The sequence below is a fragment of the Stenotrophomonas sp. SMYL8 genome, assembly GCF_036320065.1.
In the GTDB taxonomy this organism is placed as follows: Bacteria; Pseudomonadota; Gammaproteobacteria; order Xanthomonadales; family Xanthomonadaceae; genus Stenotrophomonas; species Stenotrophomonas maltophilia_A.
Genome location: NZ_JAWIRR010000012.1, coordinates 74315 through 95244, shown reverse-complemented (window position 1 = coordinate 95244; position 20930 = coordinate 74315). Strand labels below are relative to the sequence as shown.

Here is a 20930-nt window from a genome sequence, read left to right as displayed (position 1 = left end):
GATCCCTACGCAACCCCGACACTCCGCAACTGAAAGGACCGACCATGATTGCTTCCCGTCGACCGATCCGCCTTTCCTTCACCGCCGCGCGCAACCAGTCGGGCATGAGCCTGCTGGAAATCATCATCGTCATCGTGCTGATCGGTGCGGTGCTGACCCTGGTCGCCAGCCGCGTGCTGGGCGGCGCCGATCGCGGCAAGGCCAACATCGCCAAGGCGCAGGTGCAGACCGTTGCGTCCAAGGTCGACAATTACCAGATCGATACCGGCAAGCTGCCCGGCTCGCTCAACGATCTGGTGACCGCACCGGCGGGTGTCGGTGGCTGGCTGGGGCCGTATGCCAAGCCGGCTGACCTGAACGACCCGTGGGGCCACGCGCTGGAGTACCGTGCGCCGGGCGAAGGCCAGCCGTACGAGCTGATCAGCCTCGGCAAGGATGGCAAGGCCGGCGGCAGCAGCGTCGATGCCGACATCCGCTACCAGCCGTAATCCTGCATGACGTATTTCCTGCCGCGCCGGCTGCCTCGCCCGCGCCTGCACGGCAGGCGCGCAGCAGGCCTGTCGCTGCTGGAAATGCTGCTGGTGATCGCGCTGATCGCAGCGATCGGCCTGATTACCGCCGCCGGCCTGTCGCGCGGCTTCGCCGGCATGCAGCTGCGCAGCGCCGGCAAGGACATCGCCAACCAGCTGCGGGTAGTACGCGCGCAGGCGATCGCCCGCGGCGAGCCGCAGCGCTTTGTCATCGAACCGGCAAAGCGGCGCTGGGAAGGCGCCAACCAGCGCCATGGTGACGTGCCGGCACAGCTGCAGGTGCAGTTCGAAGGCGCCGCGCAGCTGGCCACCGCGCCAGGGCAGGGCGTGATCGAGTTCCATCCCGATGGTGGCTCCAGCGGTGGCCGCATCCGGCTGCAGCGTGACGATGCCGAATGGCGCATCGACGTGGGCTGGCTGACCGGTGAGGTCCGCTCCGGCCCCTGGCGGGCACAATGAAGCGGCACGTTCGCGGCTTCACCCTGCTGGAAGTGATCATCGCCTTTGCCCTGCTCGGGCTGGCGCTGACCCTGCTGCTGGGCAGTCTGTCCGGTGGTGCCAGGCAGGTGCGCGAGGCCGAGCTGCGCACGCGCGCGATACTGCATGCGCAGTCGCTGCTGGCCGAAACCGGTGTCGCCACGCCACTGCAGGTGGGCAGCCAGCAGGGCGACTGGGAACAGGGACGCTACCACTGGGAGCTGCAGGTGCAGCCGTGGGTGGAGCCACGTGCCGGCAACGCCGTGCAGTCACAGTCGGCCGGTGCCCCCTGGCTGGCCGAACTGCAGCTGCAGGTGCGTTGGGGCGACAGCGAACGCGAGCAGCTGCGCTGGCGCAGCCTGCGCCTCCTGCCGCCGGACCTGGAGAGCGCGCGATGAAGCGCCGCGCCGCAGGTTTCACGCTGGTTGAAGTGATGCTGGCCACGGTGCTGCTGGCCGGTGGCCTGGCGCTGGCGTTCGCCAGCGTCCGCTCGGCAATGGCGGTCAGTCAGCGTGGCGAGCAGATCGCGGCCGAGAGTGAGCGCATGCGCGCGGTGCAGGCGCTGTTGCGGCGGCAGCTGGCCGGTGCGCTGCGCACGCCGCTGGAAGTACCCGATCCCACCCGCGAACCGATCTTCTTCCAGGGCGAAGAGCAGCGCATGTTGTTCGCCGCCGATCTGCCGGGCTACCTCGGCCGCGGCGGACCCTACCTGCACGCGCTGCAGGTGGACGGCCGCGATGGCCAGCAGCGCCTGCTGCTGGACCTGGTGCTGCTGCAGGAAGGCGAGCGCATCGCCGAGAACCCGCCGCGCCCGCCGGAAGTGCTTGTGGAAAACCTGAAGTCGGTACAACTGCGCTATCGCGGCATCGATGCCAGTACCGGCCAGGTGAGCGACTGGATGCCGCGCTGGGACGATACCCGCCGCCTGCCGCTGCTGGTGGAGATCAGGATCGTCCCGGCCAGGGGCGCGCCCTGGCCGACACTGGTGGTGGCGCCGCGCAACGGTGGCAGCGGAGGCGCGCGATGAACCGGCAACACGGTGCGGCACTGGTACTGGTGCTGTGGTTGATCGCATTGATGACCGCGCTGGTCGGTGCGTTCGCGCTGAGCGCACGGGTCGAGCATCTGCAGCAGCGGGTGCTGGATGACGATGCACGCGGCCAGGAACGGGCGCGCGCCGGCCTGGAGTACGCGCTGCTGCGCCTGTCCGCCGATCCGCTGCGGGCGCCCTGGCGCGCTGATGGCCGAACCTACCGCTGGCAGTTCGATGACGCCAGCATCGAGATCAAGGTGCTGGACGAGAACGGCAAGATCAACCTGAACCTGGTCGACGTGACCTTGCTGACCGCGTTCCTCAAGGCGCTCGGCGAAGACGAAGGGGCAGCCCGGCAGCTGGCCGGTGCCATTGTCGACTGGCGTGATGAAGACAGCCTGCTGCAGCCGGGCGGCGGTGCCGAAGCCCCGGACTATGCGGCGGCGGGGTTGCCGTATGGCCCACGCAACAAGCGTTTCGAGACGCTCGGTGAACTGCAGCGGGTACTGGGCATGCGCGGCCCGCTGTACAAGGCCATGCTGCCGCACCTGACCCTGTACAGCCGCCAGGCACGCCCGGATCCCCAGTTCGCCAGCGCGCCGGTGCTGACCGCACTGGGCCTGGATGCGGATACCGTGCTGGCGCAGCGCGCACAGCAGGAGCGTGACGCAGATACCGCTGGCGGTGCGACAACGCTTGCCAGCAGCAGCGGCACCTATAGTATCGAGTCTCGTGCAACCGACGGCAGTGGACGCCGGTCGGTGTTGCAGGCAGTGGTACGCAATGGCTCGGGCGGGGTTCCCGGGCGGTCCTACACAGTGCTTCGCTGGGAGCAGGGAATGACAGCAAGATGACGGCATGGCAGGACAGTGTGCGGCAGGTGCAGGGCCGGATCGGCCCTGGCGCCGGCCGTTTCCTGCGCTGGTGGCGGCAATCGCTGCTGGCCTGGGTGCCGGCACGTTGGCAGTGGGCACTGGGCTGGGCACAGGCGCGCCTGCTGCTGCAGCGCCAGGGTGAGCAGCTGCAGGTCTGGCGAGAGGCCGGAGAACGCCGCGAAGCAGTTGCCAGCGTGCCATGGCCGCTGTCGCCGGCCGAACTGGACCGCGTGCTGGAACCGCGACTGCGCAGCCTGCCGCGGGTGTGGCTGCTGCCGGCCAGCGAGGTACTGCGTCGTCATCTGCGCCTGCCTGCGGCTGCGGCCGACCGGCTGCGCGCCGTGGTCGGTTTCGAGATCGACCGCCAGACGCCGTTCGAATCCAGCCAGGTCAGCTATGACGTGCGTGAACTCGGGGGCGCCGCCGAGGGCCAGCTGCAGGTCGAACTGATCGCCTGGCCACTGCGCCAGCTTGAGGCGTGGCGGGCCAGCGTAGGCGAATGGGCCGATGCACTGGCCGGTGTCGATGCCATCGACACCGAGGGTGAACCCCTGCAGGTGAATCTGCTGCCACCGGGGCAGCGTCAGCTGCGGGCAGACCCGACGCGGCGCTGGAATGTGCTGCTGGCCGTGGCCGCGCTGGTGATGCTGGTGCTGGCGGCCCTGCAGCTGCTCGACAACCGCCGCGCCGCCGCCGACGAACTGCGTGCGCAGGTCGAGCGCAGTGCACGCAGTGCGCGTGGTGTCGCCAGCGAACGTGCGCAGCTGCAGGCGCTGATCGATGGTGCCGCATTCCTGGAAAAGCAGCGCAGCCAGCGCGCCGGAACGGTGGAAATCTGGAATGAACTGACCCGGCGCCTGCCGGAGGGCACCTACCTGGAAAAGCTGGCCATCGAGAACAACAACCTGCAGCTGATCGGCCTGAGCCGCGAGGCCTCGCAGCTGGTGCAGCTGCTGCAGGACGCACCGCAGTGGCGCAAGGTCAATCTGACCGGCGTACTGCAGGCCGATGGCGCCGCCAGTGGCCGTGACCGCTTCACCATGACCGCCGAACTGCAGCCGTTGCCGGCTGCGGCCCCGACCCGGGAGGCGGCCGATGCCGATGCCAAGCGCACGCCGTGACCGCTGGCTGGCACTGGCGCTGCTGCTGGCAGTGCTGGGCCTGGCCTACCTGCTGCTGGTGCACCCCTGGTTCACCCAGCCACTGCGCGAAATCGACGCCGACGTGGCCGCCCTGCGCGAGCGCGAGCAGCGCGTGCAGGCGCAGCTGCAGCAGCAGCCGCAGATCGAACAGCGCCTGCGCGCCACCCGCGAGGCACTGCAGCAGCGGCCGGGCTTCCTGCGCGAAGCCACCGCCGAAGCTGCGGCCGCTGCGCTGGGCGCGAGGCTGCAGGATGCGGTGGCGATGGCCAGCCCGGGCAACCGCAGCTGCACCATCAGCAACCGCACGCCACTGACCGACAACCGCCGTGACGCCGAATTCGTGCGCGTGGCCATGCAGGTGCGCCTGCGTTGCGGTGTGGCCGAACTGGCCACGGTGCTGCACAGCCTGGAAACCGGCAGCCCGCGCCTGTTCGTCGACAACCTCAACCTGATCGCGCAGCGCTTCCAGCAGTCGCCCAACGAGTCCGGGCTCGGCCTGGACGTGTCGTTCGAACTGGCCGGTTACCTGCTGCCCGGTGCTGCGGCCGATGGCGCTGCGCCGGCACCTGCAGCCGAACCGGGCGCGGCGCCGCAACCGCCTTCGGCCACACCTTCACCGGCCGCCGCACCGGCTGCGCCGGAAGAAGGGCAGGAGGTGGCCGATGAAGCTTGAGCAGATCAGCCTTCGCACCGGCTTCCTGCTGGCACTGGCCGGCTGGGCGGCAGCGGTCTGGCTGGCCACCGGCTTCGGTCTGGGCAGCCAGCTGCCAGGTGCGGACGGTGATGCCGATGCGGTGCCTTCGTTGCCGGTGCTGCCGCCGTTGGCCGCAGAACGCATGGCCAGCGCCGACAGCTACAGCGCGATCGGCGAGCGACCGCTGTTCGCCGAGGACCGCAGGCCGAAGCCCTACCTGCTCGGCGGCAGCGAGCCCGCCGCCAGCGCCGCGCTGCGCCTGACCGGCGTGCTGCTGACGGGCGACTTCGGCATGGCCACCTTCACCACCGAACAGAACCGCTCGCTGCGCCTGCGCCTCAACGGTGAAGCCGTCGACGGCTGGCAGCTGGTCGCACTGCAGCCGCGCCAGGCCACCGTGATCGGCCCCGGTGGCAACCAGGTGCTGGAACTGGCGGTATTCAACGGGCAGGGGGGTGAACCGCCGACCGTGCTGCGCGGCGCCAACGGTGCGCCACCGGCCGGTGCGATCGTTGTGCCGCCCCCGGCAGGCGCTCCGCCGGCACCGCCGCCGGCTGCGGCAACCGCATCGCCGTCGCCTGCTGGCAGTGCGCCAGCATCCTCGGCTGCGGCGGCCGCCACACCGCCTGCCAACAACAACGGCCCCAGCGAAGCGCAGATGCAGGCCATCCGCGAACGCATCCAGGCCCGTCGCCGCCAGCTGCAGCAACAACAACAGCAGCAACAACCGTCGCCGCCCCCGGGCGATGGCACCAACCGATAGAGTGAATGCATGAGCCTGCGTTTCCTTCCCTGGTCCTTTGCCCTCGCGCTGCTGGTCGGCTGCAGCACCGTGTCCGCACCGCATGTGCAGCGCAAGGGCAATCTGTCGCCCACTGCCGAGGCCGGCCAGGCGGCCGAAGTCGCCGCTGATGCTGCCCGTGACGCCCAGGGCGCTCCGCAGGCGGTGATCCGCCGTGGCACCGGCACCATGATCAACCGCGAAGCAGCACGCGCACCGGCTCCGGCACTGCATGGCGCCAGCACCGGTGAAGCAACCTTCAATTTCGAAGGCGAATCGGTGCATGCGGTGGTCAAGGCCATCCTCGGTGACATGCTGGGCCAGAACTACGTGATCGCACCAGGGGTGCAGGGCACAGTCACCCTGGCCACGCCCAAGCCGGTGTCGCCGGCGCAGGCGTTGAACCTGCTGGAGATGGTGCTGGGCTGGAACAATGCCCGCATGGTCTACAGCGGCGGCCGCTACAACATCGTCGCCGCCGATCAGGCATTGGCCGGTACTGTCGCGCCGAGCACGGCGCCGGCAGCCAGTGCGCGTGGCTTCGAGGTACGGGTGATCCCGCTGCAGTTCATCTCCGCAACTGAAATGAAGAAGGTGCTGGAGCCGTACGCGCGCCCCAACGCCATTGTCAACGTCGACAGCGGCCGCAACGTGATCACCCTGGGCGGTACCCGCGCCGAGCTGGAAAACTACATGCGCACCGTCGAGATCTTCGATGTCGACTGGCTGTCGGGCATGTCGGTGGGCGTGTTTCCGATCCAGTCCGGCAAGGCCGAGCAGGTGGCCGCCGACCTGGAGAAGGTGTTCGGCGAGGAGAGCAAGACGCCCAGCGCCGGCATGTTCCGCTTCCTGCCGCTGGAAAACGCCAACGCGGTGCTGGTGATCACCCCGCAGGTGCGTTACCTGGACCAGATCCAGCAGTGGCTGGACCGCATCGACACCGCCGGTGGCAGCGCCCGCCTGTTCTCCTATGAGCTGCGCTACATCAAGGCGCGCGATCTGGCCGAACGCCTCAGTGAAGCCTTCGCCAGCAGCGGCAACCGCGGCGGCTCCAGCCCGGCCTCGCTGGCACCGGGTGCAATGCCGTCGCAGCTGGGCAGCGACGGTGATCGTGGCATGGACAGCAACAACAGCAGCAATTTCGGTTCGACGCCGGGTAGTGGTTCCAGTGGCACCGGCAACGGCAGCATGAACCTGCCGCAGCGCCAGTCCGGCAACGTCAGCGTCAGCCTGGAAGTGGAAGGCGATCGCGTGGGCGTGTCGGCGGTGGAGGAAACCAACACCCTGCTGGTGCGCTCGACCCCGCAGGCCTGGCGTTCGATCCGCGAAGTGATCGAGAAGCTGGACGTGATGCCGCTGCAGGTGCATATCGAAGCGCAGGTGGCCGAGGTCGCACTGGAGGGGGACCTGAAGTACGGCGTGAACTGGTTCTTCGACAACGCGGTGGCCGGGCGCGCGCTGACCGGCGCATTGGCCGGCGTGACCCTGCCGGCCGCCGCCGGCGGTTCCTGGAGCAGCTTCGCCGGTGCTGCAACCGCTGGTGAAGGACTGGGCTGGGCGTTCACCGGCCACAATGGCGCGGCGGTGGTGAGCGCGCTGGACAAGGTCACCGATGTGCGCCTGCTGCAGACCCCCTCGGTGTTCGTGCGCAACAACGCCGAGGCCACGCTCAACGTGGGTGACAAGGTGCCGATCAATACCACCACGGTGAACACCGGTATCGGCACCAGCAGCTACAGCTCGGTACAGTACATCGACACCGGCGTGATCCTGAAGGTACGCCCGCGCGTCACCCGCGACGGCACGGTATTCCTCGACATCGTGCAGGAAGTGAGCAGCGCCTCGAACGTGCCGGAGAACTGCAACCCGCAGGAGCGCAACTGCAACCCGCGGATTTCCACCAAGAAGCTGTCGACCGAAGCGGCGGTGCAGAGCGGCGACACCATCATGCTGGCCGGCCTGATCACCGACACGGGCACCGATGGCAGCAGCGGCATCCCCGGCCTGAGCCGGATTCCGGTGGTGGGCGCACTGTTCGGGCAGAAGAGCCGCACCAGCCGCCGTTCAGAGGTGATCGTGCTGCTGACGCCGAGCATCGTGCGCAACGGGCAGGAGGCACGCACCCTGACCGACGAGTACAGCCAGCGCTTCCGCGCGATGGAACCGCTGAACCAGCCGCGCGCAAAGAAGTAAGGGGTTACGGCCGGGCTGCGCCCGGCACCCGCAGAGGCCAGAGCTGGAGCAACGGCAACAGCGGGTTTACTGAGGGGGGGGCGGGGGGGGGGGGGGGGGGGGGGGGGGGGGGGGCCGGGGGGGGGGGGCGGGGGGGGGGCGGGGCCCCCCCCCCCCCCCCGCCCGGGCCGGCGGCCCCCCCCCCCCCCCCCCCCCCCCCCCCCCCCCCCCCCCCGCCCCCCGCCTTCGACAGTTTCCTGCTGCTGTTGGTAGGTGTCGACCTTGGTCGACACGCTGGATCCACGCCATGCGTGGAAGACTCTCCATCGAAATCGAATATTTCGATATCTGTGAGATCTGAGCCGAGCATGGCTCGGCTCTACAGAAAGCAATGCCCGACAGATCGCAGGAAACTGTCGAAGGCGGGGTGGGTCCGGTTGCGGGGGTGTCCGCGGCATGGATGCCGCGGCCAAGCCCCCATGGGTGAGGGCGCTTTGCTTGCGAAGCACTGCTTCGCAAGCGCCCGAACGCACAGCCGCCAGCGGCTGGGCCGGACCCCGGAGGGGGGTTAACGGCGTCCCCCGCAACCGGACCCACCCCGCCATGCCACGGATAGCCGGCTTCTGCTGTTGCTTCGGCTCTGGCCTCTGCGGGCGCCGGGTGCAACCCGGCCGATACCCCCGGTGCTAGGCTGTGGCTACCGACAACCACGGAGGCGGGATGGGGGCGATCGTGTTGTTGCCGCTGTGCGTGGACGATGCCGCGCTCGACCGCTGCCTGGCCGCGCTGGATGCCGGCACCGCGCCGGGTACCGCGGTCTGGCTGGCCGATGACGCGCAGACCGGCCCGCGTGCGCAGGCGGTGGTGGAGCATTGGTTGGCGCATACGCCACTGCAGGCCGAATACACCCGCCGCGCGCGGCCGTTGGGCGAGGTCGCCCATCTGGATGAGATGCTGCGCGCCTGCGAGGGCATGGACGTGGCGGTGCTGGCGCCGGACAGCGTGCCCGCGCCGGGCTGGCTGCAGCAGCTGCAGGATGCCTTCGCCCGCGACGCCGCCATCGCCACCGCAACCCCGTGGTGCAATGCCGGCGAAACCGCTGCATGGCCGCGGCTGGGCGAGATCAATCCGGAACCGGAGGACCCGGCGCTGCTGGCACACACCTGTGCCACGCTGCCGGTGCTGCATCCGGAGCTGCCCTCGGCGGTCACCCACGCGGTACTGGTGCGCGGCAACGCGCGTCGCCGCGCCGGCGGCCTGGACGTGGACAGCTACGCCGGCTGGAACGCGGCACTGGTGGACCTGAGCCTGCGCATGGCTGGCCTGGGATGGCGCAACGTGCTGTGCGAGACCGCCTTCGTCAGCCGGGCAGGGGAGGCGGTCAGCCGTGATGGCGATCTCGAGGCCCTGGCCGCGCGCTGGCCGGGGTGGGTGCCACGGTTGGCTGACTTCCTCATGCACGATCCGCTGCATGGCCTGCGTGTCGATCTGCAGCAGCGCATGCGGCAGGCGATAATGCCGAAGGAACAGGGTGACCTGTTCGTCTCGTCTTCCGCGCCGGAGCCTCCTGCTTGAATGTTGCCATTGCCGCCATCGTCGTCACCTACCAGAGCGGCAGCACCATCGACGCCTGCCTCTCGCGTCTGCGCCAGGCGCAGGACGTGGCCGAGATCCGGGTGATCGACAATGGCTCGATGGATGGCACGCTGGATATCGTGCAGCGCCATGCCAGCCACGACCCGCGCGTGCGTTTCGTCGGCAATCCGGACAATCCCGGCTTTGCCGCCGCCAACAACCAGGGCGTGGCCGATTCGCACAGTCCATGGCTGGCCTTCATCAACCCGGACCTGATGGTCGAACCGGAGACGTTGGCCGCACTGCGCAGCCGCGCGGAAGGACTGGGCGACTGCCTGCTCGGTGTCGAGCAGGTGGACGAGCAGGGCCATGCCGACGAAGCCGTGCGCCGCCGCGACCCGGATTTCCTGATGATGCTGCGCTCGCCGGGCAAGGGCTCGAAGCTGGCGGTGCCGCGTGACCCGCAGCAGGCGCTGCAGCGGGTGCCGGCGCTGTCCGGTGCGCTGCTGATGATGCCGCGTGCATTGTTCGACTGCATCGGAGGTTGGGACGCCGGCTATCGTCTGCATGCCGAAGACCTGGACCTGTGCCGGCGTGCACGCGAAGCCGGAGCAGTGGTGGCGATCGCCAATGACCTGCAGGTCACCCACGTTCGTGGCGTCTCCAGCCGCTCGCGGCCGTTCTTCGTTGAATGGCACAAGCACAAGGGCCTGTGGCGCTATTTCCAGAAGTTCGAGGCCAGGCAGCGTTCGCTGCCGGTGCGGGTAGCGGTGTGGGGCGCGATCTGGGCGCACGCGCTGATGCTGGTGCCGAAGCTGCTGCGCAAGGCGCTGTAGCGCCGCAAGAGCATCCACGCATGGCGTGGATCTACCAATGTTGTTTCCCGTGAGCTGAGTGTGGCCGCAGGCACCCCGGTTCACCCTGCCGGGCGCATAATCCGCCCCATGCCTATCATCCAGTCCCTGCTCGACACCGACCTGTACAAGTTCACCATGATGCAGGCGGTGCTCCACCAGCACCCCGGCGCCCAGGTGCAGTACCGGTTCAAGTGCCGCACGCCCGGCATCGACCTGGCCCATTACATCGACCAGATCAACGAAGAGATCGACCACCTGTGCAGCCTGCGTTTCAGCGACGCGGAGCTGGACTACATGCGTGGCCTGCGCTTCGTGAAGCCGGACTTCGCCGATTTCCTCGGCCTGTTCCACCTCGACCGCAAGTACATCCAGCTGCGCGCGTCGAAGACCGTGCCCGGCGAGATCGAACTGGACATCACCGGGCCCTGGCTGCACACCATTCTGTTCGAAGTGCCGCTGCTGGCGATCATCAACGAAGTCTGGTTCCGCAACACCACCACCGCCGACTTCGCCGAGGGCGAGCGCCGCCTGCAGGCCAAGGCCGCGCTGCTGCGTGATACCCCGGGGTTCGAGCAGTGCCGCATCGCCGACTACGGCAGCCGCCGCCGCTACTCGCGTGACTGGCATGCCCGTCTGCTGCCGCTGCTGCGCGATGCGCTCGGCCCGCAGCTGGTCGGCACCAGCAACGTGCACTTCGCCCGCCTGTACGGCATGACCCCGCACGGCACCATGGCCCATGAGTACCTGCAGGCGTTCCAGGCGCTGGGCCCGCGCCTGCGCGATTCGCAGGTGGCGGCACTGGAGTCGTGGGCACGCGAGTATCGCGGCGACCTCGGCATCGCGCTGTCCGACGTGGTCGGCCTGGATGCGTTCCTGCGCGACTTCGACATGTACTTCTGCAAGCTGTTCGACGGCGTCCGCCATGACTCCGGCGATCCGTTCGACTGGGGCGACCGCATGCTGGCGCACTTCCAGCAGCGCCGGGTGGATGCACGCAGCAAGGTGCTGGTGTTCAGCGATGGGCTCGACATCGCCAAGGTGATGCGCCTGTACGACTACTTCCGTGGTCGCTGCCAGGTCGCCTTCGGCGTCGGCACCCACCTGACCAATGATCTGGGGCCAACGCCGCTCAACATCGTCATCAAGATGGTCCGCTGCAACGGCCAGCCGGTGGCCAAGCTCAGCGATTCGCCGGGCAAGAGCATGTGCGACGACCCGGGCTACCTGGCCTATCTACGCCAGGTGTTCGAGCTGCCGCCGGCGTAAACACGTCGGCTTACAGGTAGTCGACCACCACCAGGTAGGCGCCCTGCAGCGGCTGCTGCTTCGAAGCCTGCACGCTGTAACGCTCGGAGAAGGCGATATCGCCGGCGCGCATCGCGCTGGCCGACACCGACAGCTTCTGGCCCTGGCGCTTGCCGTCGCGCAGCGTCGCGGCCTGGCCATCGGCCAGCGCCGTCACGGCCACCGTCGAGCCCTTGGCCGAGGGCGGGCAGGCGGCCAGGCTCAGCTCACCCTGGGACAGGTTCGTCGTGCAGCCCGGCTCGGCGATACGGCCGCTGAAACGGATGCTGCCGCTGCTGGCCTGGGCCAGCGCACTGACGGACATCAGGGCCACACACAGCAGAATGGAGTTCCTCATGACACGTTCTCTGGTTCGGTGTGTCCTAGTTAGCGACAGGTTCGATCCGTCTTTAATAGGACAAATCCGAATCTGCTAGGGCCATCACCAAGAAAGAGTGATGCGCATCAAATAAGGCGATTTCTACCTGAAAAAGGCCTGTTTTCGCGCATGCCGAACGCGCCACGGGAAGCGTCATGCAGGGTCGTTTGTGACCTGATCGCCTTGCCGTCAAATCCCCCACGCCCGCCGGGCTCTCATTCCGCCTACCACGTCACATTTGAGGCGTCAATGAATTGGCGTTCAGAAAAATAATGAGACTTTCATCACAGTTGTGCCTATACTTGCGTCACGGATTCAGGGGAAGGTATGTCCGAGTCCGGCCACAGGTGAGACGCAAGGATGGGTCTTGATAGCCCGGCAGTGCTCCTTGCTTCCTCCTCTACTTCTCATCTCTTCAGTAGGGTTAGGTAAAAGCGAATGCACAAGATCAATATCATCGCCGCTCTGATGCTGGCCGCCGCTCCGCTGGCCGCCAACGCCGCCGACGGCACCATCACCTTCAACGGCAAGGTGACCGACAAGACCTGCACCATCTCGACCCCGGGCGGCAAGGACTTCTCCGTCAACCTGCCGACCGTGTCCAAGAACACCCTGGCCGCCGCCGGTAACGTTGCCGGTCGCACCCCGTTCGCCATCAACCTGACCAAGTGCAGCGCCGGCAACGTCGCGACCTACTTCGAGCCGGGTTCGACCGTTGACTTCAACACCGGCCGCCTGCTGAACCAGGCTTCGGCCAACGCTGCCACCAACGTGCAGCTGCAGCTGCTGGGTTCGAACAACCAGGTCCTGCCGATCAAGGCTGCAGGCGCTGGCCAGGCCCAGACCAACTCGCAGTGGGTCACCGTCGGCACCGACGGCTCGGCCGATCTGAACTACTACGCTGAGTACTACGCCACTGCCGCCGCCACCCCGGGCGACGTCACCAGCAGCGTCAAGTACACGATCATCTACAACTGATCGTAGTCGTACCCGCACTGGCCGGCGTACGCGCCGGCCAGTGCATCGCGGCCCCTGGCCACATACCTCGAGCGTAGTACTTCCGATGAAAGCATTCTTTCCCCGGGCGCTGCTGCTGGCAGCGTTCACGCTGCCCTTCTGCCAGAACGCTCTGGCCGGCGTGGTGGTCAATGGCACGCGAGTGATCTATCCGGCGCAGGCGCGCGAAGTCACCGTGCAGGTCGACAACGTGGGCGATTCGCCGGCGCTGGTGCAGGCCTGGATCGACAGCGGCGACGCCAACCAGACCGCCGACACCAGCGATGCCCCGTTCGTGCTGACGCCGCCGATCGCGCGCGTCGAACCGGGCCGCAGCCAGGCGCTGCGACTGATCTTCTCCGGCGCGCAGCTGCCGACCGACCGCGAGTCGGTGTTCTGGCTCAACGTGCTGGATGTTCCGCCGTCCCCGGACAACGCCGACAGCGGCGAACAGAATTACCTGCAGGTCGCGTTCCGTTCGCGCCTGAAGCTCTTCTACCGGCCGCAGGGCCTGAAGGGCGTCGCCAACGACGCGCCGGCAGCGCTGCGCTGGACCCGCACGGGCGACCGTCTGCGGGTGGAAAACCCGAGCCCCTTCCACGTCACTCTGGCCGAAGTACATGCCGTGACCGGCAGCAGTGAAAAGGCCGTCGAGGACAAGGGCGCGATGGTCGCGCCGAAGCAGAGCCTGGAGTTCGCCGCACCGGCGGGCACCGACCAGGTCCGCTTCATCACCATCAACGACTACGGCGGCCGGGTGGAACACACCATCCGCCTCGGCAGCACCGGGGGCTGAACGCGCCGCGCCGGCCTTGGGCCTGCGCATCCCGCCACCGCCGCTGTGCGGCGAATTGAAGGAATGTCAGTGTGATCGGAAACAGATTGACATTGTCGATCCATCAGGCGCTTTGCCTGTTGGTTGCTGGCGTGGCCTGCCCAGGATGGGCGCTGGCTGCCCCGGCCAATCTCGGCGAACAGGCGCTGATGGCGCAGAGTGGTGCGGCCAATGCGCGTGCACCGGAATCGGCCCAGTTCAACTCCAGCTTCCTGTCTGGCCAGGCCAAGCAGGTCGATCTGGCGGCCTTCAGCAACGGCAACCCGATGGTGGCCGGCAACTACCGTGTCGACGTCTACGTCAACGGTGCCTGGCAGGGCCGTCGCGATCTGCAGTTCAAGGCCGATGCGCAGGGCCGTGTCGACGCCTGCCTGCCGCTGCCGATGCTGGAAGAAATGGGCGTGGACAGCGAAGCCGTGCTGCTGCAGCAGGATCCGTCCGTGCCGACCGACAAGACCAGCTGCGTGCCGGTCCAGCAGCGCATGGCCAATGCCTATGGTGTCTATGACAGCGGCAACCTGCGCTACGACCTGAGCATCCCGCAGGTGTTCCTGCGCCGTGAGGCACGCGGCTACGTCAACCCGGCGCTGTGGGACCGCGGTATCAATGCCGGCTTCGTCGGCTACAGCTTCAATGCCATCGACAGCGACAGCCGTGTCGAAGGTGGCCAGCGCAACCGCAGTGCCTACCTCGGCCTCAACGCCGGCCTGAACCTGGGTGGCTGGCAGTTCCGCCACGATTCGAACCTGACCTGGTCCGAGGGCGATGGCCGCCATTGGCAGAGCATCGCCACCTATGCGCAGCGCGGCATCCCGCAGGTGCGCGGCATGCTCACCATCGGTGAGGCCTACACCACCGGTGAACTGTTCGACTCGATCGGTTACCGCGGTGCCAGCCTGGCCAGCGACGACCGCATGCTGCCCGATTCGCTGCGCGGTTACGCGCCGGTCGTGCGCGGCATCGCGGAGACCAACGCACGCATCGAAGTGCGCCAGAACGAGCAGCTGATCTACTCCTCCACCGTGTCGCCGGGCAGCTTCGTCATCGACGACCTGTACCCGACCGGCTACGGCGGCGACCTGGAAGTGAGCGTGATCGAGGCCGATGGCCGCCGCCGCGAATTCAAGGTTCCGTTCGGTTCGGTGCCGCAGATGCTGCGCGAAGGCGTGTCGCGCTACTCGCTGACGGCCGGCCAGGTGCGCAACAAGCTGCTGGCCGATGAGCCGTGGCTGGTGCAGGGCACCTACCAGCGCGGTATCGGCAACCAGCTGACGCTGTACGGCGGCAGTGCACTGAGCGATGGCTACCTGTCGCTGCTGTACGGCGTCGGCCTGTCCACGCCGGTTGGCGCGTTCGCCGCTGACGTCACCCACGCACGTACGACGTTCGACCACTACGGCAACCACACCGGTGCCAGCGTGCGCTTGAGCTACAGCAACATGATCGGCGAGACCGGGACCAACCTGACCCTGGCCGCCTACCGTTATTCGACCGAAGGCTTCTACAGCCTGCAGGACGCGCTGTATGGCCGTGATTCGGACAAGCGCGGCATCGATCCGACCACCCGTGGCCGTCAGCGCAGCCAGTTCCAGGTAACGCTGAACCAGCCGCTGGGCCGTCGCGGCGGCGCGCTGTACGTGACCGGCTCGGTGCGTGACTTCTACGACCGCCCCGGCACCTCCAAGCAGTATCAGGTGGGCTACAACAACGCCTGGCGTTCGGTGAACTACGGCTTCTCGGCGCTGCGCACCGAAGAGGGCGTGCTCGGCCGTTCGGATACCCAGTACCTGCTGTCGATGAGCGTGCCGCTGGGTCGTGGTTCGCACCCGGTGTCGTTCAGCGCCGACCTCGGCGTGCGCGAGCGCGGTGGCTACGACAACAGCCGCGTTGGCATCACCGGTTCGACCGGCATCGACAACAACTTCAGCTACGGTGTGGCGCTGTCCGACTCCCGCGAAGGTGGCACCACCGCGGTGGGCAGTGCGGAGTACCGCAGCCGCTACAGCGCGTTGAACGCGACCTACAGCCACTCGCGCGATTTCCGCCAGGCGTCGGTCGGTGCCAACGGCAGCGTGGTCGTGCATCCGGGTGGCTTCACCTTCACCCCGCAGCGTGGCGACACCATGGTGCTGGTGGAAGCGCCGGGCGCACGCGATGCGATCGTCAGCAACGCCCCGGGCCTGCGCGTCGACGGCCGCGGCTACGCGGTGGTCCCGTACGTGTCGCCGTACCGCCTCAACACCGTCACCCTCGACCCGCAGGGCATGGCCCACGACGTCGAGCTGGAAAGCACCAGCCAGTCGATCGCGCCGTTCGCCGGTGCCATCAGCTACCTGCGCTTCGATACCCGCAAGGGCAACGCGCTGCTGATCCAGGTGCGCAACACCAATGGCCGCACCATGCCGTTCGGTGCGCAGGTCAAGGACGAGCAGGGCCAGCCGGTGGGCATGGTCAGCCAGGGCGGCCGCCTGTACGTGCGCAGCGAGAAGAACCAGGGCAGCCTGCTGGTGGAGTGGGGCGCCGGCGCCGACCAGCGCTGCACCGTCGATTACCAGGTTCCGGCAGGCGCCGATGCGTCCAAGACCGGCTTCATCCCGCTGGAGGCAGCATGCCGATGATTTCTTCCCGTGGCCGCAAGGCATTGGCTGCCATGGCCGTGCTCGGTGGCGTGTTGCTTGCGCAGCAGGCCAGCGCCGCGTGCCGTATCAGCTCAAGCTGGTTCACCGCACAGGACGTCACCATGGACATGGGCCAGATCGTGATTCTGCCCAGCACCCCGGTCGGCGGCGTGATCAAGGAGATCAGTGAATCGATCACTCAGCGCGATCGGGTTGCCAGCTGCGACTACTGGTCCGGAGGCCGTTCGATCGGTGAGTACGTCAACGCCGCGCAGAAGCGCCCGGTGCCGGGCTTCTCGGATACGTATGAAACCGATGTTCCTGGCGTGGGCATCAAACTGTTCCGTGATTCGGGATCGATCCAGGTCTACTACCCCCATCAGCTGAGCTTCGGCGGTGGCAGCAGTGTTACGTTGATCGGCGGTCGCTTCCGCATCCAGTTGATCAAGACTGCCGCACAGACGGGTTCGGGCGTGATCGCGCCGAATGGTCGCTTCACTACGTATTACTTTGATGGTGATGGTCCCAGCAAGCCAGTGCTGACCTCGACCTTCAGGGGCTCGGGCACCACCGTGGTCAGCCCGACCTGCGAAGTGCAGGCGGGCAGTCGCAACATTGCCGTCGATTTCGGCAGCGTGCCCAACACCACGTTCACCGGTGTCGGTTCCAAGGCTGTCGATCGCGATTTCGAGATCCGCCTGAACTGCCAGGGCAGCAATGTCGCGCAGTATCAGAGCAAGATCGGTATCCGCCTGGATGCCGACCAGGACAGCTCGAACATGCCGGGCGTGCTGAAGCTCAGCGCGGCCACCAACAGTGCCACCCGCATCGGCATCCAGATGGTCCAGCGTGATGGCAGCACCGAGCGCGAAGTGCGTTTCGGCCAGACTGTCAACGTCGGTACCACCACGCCCGGCACCAGCACGATGACCTTGCCGCTGCGCGCGCGTTACGTGCAGACCCAGGCCGGCACGGTGGGTGCAGGTGTCGCAAACGGCCAGGCCACCTTCACCATCCAGTACGAGTAAGTCGGCCGCAGGCCGCGCCACTGCTGCGTTCCACCGCAACGTCGCCCGTTCCACGGGCGGCGTTGACTGCGTCTTGATCTTCCAACGATGAAGATCAATGCCACGACGCGCGTACCATCATTCGAATGTGATGTATGTCGCGATTTTGGAGTTTCCTCATGAGGTGACCGTCTCCTGCCTGCGGGTGTTGGACGGGAACGCCGAAAGGATCCAGACGTGGCTACAGCTCCTGGCATTCCCTCGCGCCGGCCTTTCGGAGCGCTGCGATGAAGGTCCTGTCGGTGTTCGGCACGCGACCGGAAGCGATCAAGATGGGGCCGCTGGTAAGGGCCTTGGCGGAGGCTGCGGACATTGAATCGGTGGTCTGCATCACCGGCCAGCACCGGGCGATGCTGGACCAGGTGATGTCGCTGTTCGCGATCACCGCCGACCATGACCTCGATGTCATGGTGCCCAACCAGACCCTCAATGGCCTGTGTTCCAAGCTGTTCGAACGGCTTGACGCGCTCTACACGCAGGTTCGCCCGGACCGGGTACTGGTGCACGGCGATACCACCACGGCGATGACCGCCGCATTGGCCGCGTTCCACCACCGCATTCCGATCGGCCATGTCGAGGCCGGCCTGCGCACCGGCGACATCAACCGGCCGTGGCCGGAGGAAATGAACCGGCGGGTGATCGATGTGGTCGGCCACCAGCTGTACGCGCCCACGCCCAGCTCGCGCGCCAACCTGGCCGGTGAACACCTGGGCGGGCAGATCCTGGTCACCGGCAATACCGTCATCGATGCCCTGCAGCAGACCGTAGAGCGGCTGGATGCCGACCCGGCGCTGCGTGCGCGGGCTGACGAACCCTTCCACATGCTTGACCCCGATCGTCGCCTGCTGCTGGTCACCGGCCACCGCCGCGAGAGCTTCGGCCAGGGTTTCGAGGACATCTGCCGCGCACTGGCCGAGCTGGCGCGACGCACGGACCTGCAGGTGCTGTACCCGGTGCACCTCAACCCGAACGTACAGGGCCCGGTCAACGCCCACCTCGGCCATCTCGACAACGTGCACCTGGTGCCGCCGCAGGACTACCTGCGCTTCGTGCGCCTGATGCAGCGCGCCGACGTCATCCTCACCGACTCCGGTGGCGTGCAGGAAGAAGCGCCTGCGCTGGCCAAGCCCGTGCTGGTCATGCGCGACGTCACCGAACGCCCGGAGGCGGTCGAGGCCGGAGTGGTGACGCTGGTCGGCACCAGGCCCTCGCGCATTGTCGAGGCGGTCAACGCGGCACTGGCACAACCACCGCACCCGACCCGCTTCGATCCCGACGCCAGCCCCTACGGCGATGGCCGTGCCAGCGCGCGCATCGTCGCCGCCCTGCGTGGCACGCCCCTTCCCGAATTCTCGCCCGGCCTCCGCAACAGCGGTGCCGCCCACTCCCATCCACGCGAAGTGACGCCATGACCCAGACCGGCCGCTCTCCCCTGTTTGCATCCGCCGCCGCGTTCGTCCTGTCGGGCGTGGTTGCCAGTGCCCATGCCGCCGACAGCGTCGCCGGCCAGTTCGCCGAATGGAGCGGCGACAGCACGGTCAACCGGCAGATGACCTTGCGTGAACTCGGTTTCCGCCAGCCGCTGGTGCTCAGCGGGCAGGAGAGCCAGCGCGAGGTCTACCTGCCGGTGCCGGCCGGCGTCGCCACCCGCGATGCGCAGCTGCAGCTGGACGGGCGCTATGTGCGCGGCCACGCCGGGCGCACTTCCGGTCTGTGGTCGGTCGATGGCGATCCGATCGCCGCGCGCTCGATCACCGATGCGCAGGGCGACGCCAGCCAGCTGCTGGCCATTGATGGCGAACCTCGCCAGAACGGCTTCGTGCGGGTCGGCGTCGGCTGGTGGTCGATCGTCTCCGACTACCAATGTGCCGACCAGAGCGCGCCGGCCAACGTGTTGCGGCTGTCGCCGGACTCGCGTTTCAGCTACCGCTTCGACGGCCGCGCCGTGGACACCGTGGCCAAGGCCTGGGGCGCGCTGCCACCGCAGGTGCGCCTGCTGGTGGACGGCAAGGCGCTGCAGGCGCCCGCCTACGACGCCGCCTGGCGCATCGGTACCGCGTTGCAGGGCGGTGGCAAGCAGGTGCAGGTGGTGGCGCTGCCCAAGGTCGGTGACAGTGTCGACCTGACCGGCATCAGCATCCCGGCCAGCCTGCAGGGCGTGCCGGCCTACGCTGCGCTGGCGACGGGCGAGCGTGCGCATGTGATCAAGGATCTGGCTGAAGTTGGCGCGCTGCTGTCGCTGCGTGACAGCGGGCCCTTGGCCGCTGACGTGATGATCGGCAGTGATGCGCTGCGGGCCGGCGTACGCGCGGCACTGGACGCGCTGGCCGTACAGGTTGCGGCTACGGGTGCCGATGCGGGCGCTGCCTTCGCCGCGTGGCGCGGTACCGATATGGGCGGCCTGGAAAAGCCCACGGCCAACGCATCGGTCAGCGTGGTCGCCGTTGCTGGCCGTCCGACGCTGGTGGTCGACCCGGCGGCGGCGGGCAAGGTCGCCGGGTTGTTCGCCGAACAGTGGCGCAGCTATGCGCTGGGCCGCAGCCTGCAGGTCAGCGCGGCGGGAACACCGAAGCTGGACGGAGACCAGGTGCTGCTGAGCCGGCTCGGCAACATCGCCGGTACGATGGATGTGGTCACCCGCGCGGACCGCAGTGCCACCTTCGACCTCGGCGTGCTGTCGGCCGATGGGCGCCTGCCCGAGGAAGTGGTGATCGATGTCTCGGCGGCGCCCAACGCCGCCGGGCAGGGCGCGGTGGCCACGATCCATTTCAACGATTACCTGCTGGGCGGCAAGGTGCTGTCGGCCAATGGCCAGCCGCAACGGCTGGTGGCCAAGGTGCCGGCCTACGCGCTGTCGGCGCGCAACGAGATCCGCGTCAGCTTCCTGCGCCAGCCGGCACGACCTTATTGCCACGATCCGGCCACCGCCTATCCGGTCTCGATCCTGCCCAGCAGCCACCTGACCCTGGCCAAGCGGTCGCTGGGCAGTGATTTCGTCGGCGCCAGCAGTCAGCTGTCGCGCGGCAACCAGGTGTTCGTGCCGGCCACGTGGCTGCAGGATGCACCGGCATCGCTGCGCAAGGTGATTGCGGTGGCCAGTGCAGTGGGTGCCTCGCCGGAGGCGTCGGAACTGAAGGTGGTCGATGCCGGTGCGGCGGTCAGCCCGGGCGCACCGTGGCTGGCGTTCGGTGTGGCGCCATCGGGTGTCGATGTGGCCGGCCTGAAGGACGGTCGTCTGCTGATCGGCGGCACGCCGCAGCCGCTGCTGGATGTCAGCGGGCTGGATCGTGCTGCCGTGGTGCAGGTGGTGTCGTCCGGTGGCCAGCTGGGCGTGCTCTACAGCGACCTCGGTGCGCAGGCACCGTCGTTCGGCGCGCCGTTCCGGCTGCTGCGCGGCGATCTCGCCGTGCTCGACGGCAGTGATGCCGTGCGCGAATTCGACCGCCAGGATCCCTATGGCACGCGTATCGCACAGGACGGCAATCCGCAATCGAAGTGGGAACGGCACATGGTCTGGTTGCTGCTGCTGGTCGGCGTGATCGTGTTCGCGCTGCTGGCCGCCCGCGTTACCCAGGTGCGCCGCCGCAAGTCCGCCAACACAGGGCACTGATCCAC

General features: G+C 67.8%; 19 protein-coding genes. 18 read left to right on the top strand and 1 reads right to left on the bottom strand.

Features of this window, described 5'->3' with window-relative positions; genetic code table 11:
• Positions 1-44: 44 nt before the first annotated feature.
• The 12 genes from gspG (at position 45) to pncB (ending at position 11402) form a co-directional block, all read left to right on the top strand.
• Positions 45-488: a type II secretion system major pseudopilin GspG gene (gene gspG, locus V3B25_RS11735; protein WP_004142831.1), complete on the top strand. Its 444-nt coding sequence runs from the start codon at positions 45-47 to the stop codon at positions 486-488.
• 6 nt (positions 489-494) lie between these two features.
• The gene (locus V3B25_RS11730) at positions 495-989 is read left to right on the top strand and encodes a GspH/FimT family pseudopilin (protein WP_032130132.1); all 495 of its coding nucleotides are present in this window, start codon (positions 495-497) and stop codon (positions 987-989) included.
• Complete coding sequence (locus V3B25_RS11725) at positions 986-1405, top strand: prepilin-type N-terminal cleavage/methylation domain-containing protein (RefSeq protein ID WP_032130131.1); 420 nt, start codon at positions 986-988, stop codon at positions 1403-1405. The genes V3B25_RS11730 and V3B25_RS11725 overlap by 4 nt, the downstream gene beginning before the upstream one ends.
• Positions 1402-2034 carry a type II secretion system protein J gene (locus tag V3B25_RS11720; RefSeq protein ID WP_049424961.1) on the top strand — a complete coding sequence of 211 codons (633 nt, stop codon included), beginning with the start codon at positions 1402-1404 and terminating at the stop codon, positions 2032-2034. The genes V3B25_RS11725 and V3B25_RS11720 overlap by 4 nt, the downstream gene beginning before the upstream one ends.
• On the top strand, positions 2031-2894 hold the full coding sequence (locus tag V3B25_RS11715) for a general secretion pathway protein GspK (RefSeq protein ID WP_049424963.1): 864 nt from the start codon (positions 2031-2033) through the stop codon (positions 2892-2894). Before V3B25_RS11720 ends, V3B25_RS11715 begins: the two co-directional genes overlap by 4 nt.
• On the top strand, positions 2891-4036 hold the full coding sequence (locus V3B25_RS11710; RefSeq protein ID WP_032130128.1) for a PilN domain-containing protein: 1146 nt from the start codon (positions 2891-2893) through the stop codon (positions 4034-4036). The genes V3B25_RS11715 and V3B25_RS11710 overlap by 4 nt, the downstream gene beginning before the upstream one ends.
• On the top strand, positions 4011-4730 hold the full coding sequence (gspM, locus tag V3B25_RS11705; RefSeq protein WP_201118164.1) for a type II secretion system protein GspM: 720 nt from the start codon (positions 4011-4013) through the stop codon (positions 4728-4730). Before V3B25_RS11710 ends, gspM begins: the two co-directional genes overlap by 26 nt.
• Entirely contained in the window at positions 4720-5514 is a 795-nt protein-coding gene (locus tag V3B25_RS11700; protein ID WP_032130126.1) for a hypothetical protein, read from the top strand. The genes gspM and V3B25_RS11700 overlap by 11 nt, the downstream gene beginning before the upstream one ends.
• A 9-nt stretch (positions 5515-5523) precedes the next feature.
• Positions 5524-7725 carry a type II secretion system secretin GspD gene (gene gspD, locus V3B25_RS11695; protein ID WP_049424967.1) on the top strand — a complete coding sequence of 734 codons (2202 nt, stop codon included), beginning with the start codon at positions 5524-5526 and terminating at the stop codon, positions 7723-7725.
• Between the two features lie 699 nt (positions 7726-8424).
• Entirely contained in the window at positions 8425-9279 is an 855-nt protein-coding gene (locus V3B25_RS11690; RefSeq protein WP_329810702.1) for a glycosyltransferase, read from the top strand.
• Positions 9276-10115 carry a glycosyltransferase family 2 protein gene (locus tag V3B25_RS11685; protein ID WP_049398157.1) on the top strand — a complete coding sequence of 280 codons (840 nt, stop codon included), beginning with the start codon at positions 9276-9278 and terminating at the stop codon, positions 10113-10115. The genes V3B25_RS11690 and V3B25_RS11685 overlap by 4 nt, the downstream gene beginning before the upstream one ends.
• A gap of 108 nt (positions 10116-10223) precedes the next feature.
• Positions 10224-11402 carry a nicotinate phosphoribosyltransferase gene (gene pncB / locus V3B25_RS11680; protein WP_329810701.1) on the top strand — a complete coding sequence of 393 codons (1179 nt, stop codon included), beginning with the start codon at positions 10224-10226 and terminating at the stop codon, positions 11400-11402.
• Between the two features lie 10 nt (positions 11403-11412).
• Here the strand turns inward: pncB and V3B25_RS11675 are convergent, their stop codons facing one another.
• Positions 11413-11778: a hypothetical protein gene (locus tag V3B25_RS11675; RefSeq protein WP_014645902.1), complete on the bottom strand. Its 366-nt coding sequence runs from the start codon at positions 11776-11778 to the stop codon at positions 11413-11415.
• A gap of 459 nt (positions 11779-12237) precedes the next feature.
• On the opposite strand from V3B25_RS11675, the gene V3B25_RS11670 reads away from it, so the two are divergent.
• The 6 genes from V3B25_RS11670 to V3B25_RS11645 all read left to right on the top strand — a co-directional run bounded on the left by V3B25_RS11670 (position 12238) and on the right by V3B25_RS11645 (position 20925).
• Positions 12238-12777, top strand: coding sequence for a fimbrial protein (locus V3B25_RS11670; protein ID WP_032128057.1), 540 nt, complete (start codon positions 12238-12240; stop codon positions 12775-12777).
• An 85-nt stretch (positions 12778-12862) separates the two neighbouring features.
• Positions 12863-13591 (top strand): molecular chaperone, encoded by a 729-nt coding sequence (locus V3B25_RS11665; protein WP_032128056.1) that lies wholly within the window; start codon positions 12863-12865, stop codon positions 13589-13591.
• A 92-nt stretch (positions 13592-13683) separates the two neighbouring features.
• Positions 13684-16248, top strand: coding sequence for a fimbria/pilus outer membrane usher protein (locus V3B25_RS11660; RefSeq protein ID WP_329810710.1), 2565 nt, complete (start codon positions 13684-13686; stop codon positions 16246-16248).
• Entirely contained in the window at positions 16239-17276 is a 1038-nt protein-coding gene (locus V3B25_RS11655) for a fimbrial protein (RefSeq protein WP_049424977.1), read from the top strand. The genes V3B25_RS11660 and V3B25_RS11655 overlap by 10 nt, the downstream gene beginning before the upstream one ends.
• A gap of 266 nt (positions 17277-17542) precedes the next feature.
• Positions 17543-18727, top strand: coding sequence for a UDP-N-acetylglucosamine 2-epimerase (non-hydrolyzing) (gene wecB / locus V3B25_RS11650; protein WP_049424979.1), 1185 nt, complete (start codon positions 17543-17545; stop codon positions 18725-18727).
• The gene (locus V3B25_RS11645; protein WP_329810700.1) at positions 18724-20925 is read left to right on the top strand and encodes a hypothetical protein; all 2202 of its coding nucleotides are present in this window, start codon (positions 18724-18726) and stop codon (positions 20923-20925) included. Before wecB ends, V3B25_RS11645 begins: the two co-directional genes overlap by 4 nt.
• Positions 20926-20930: the final 5 nt, after the last annotated feature.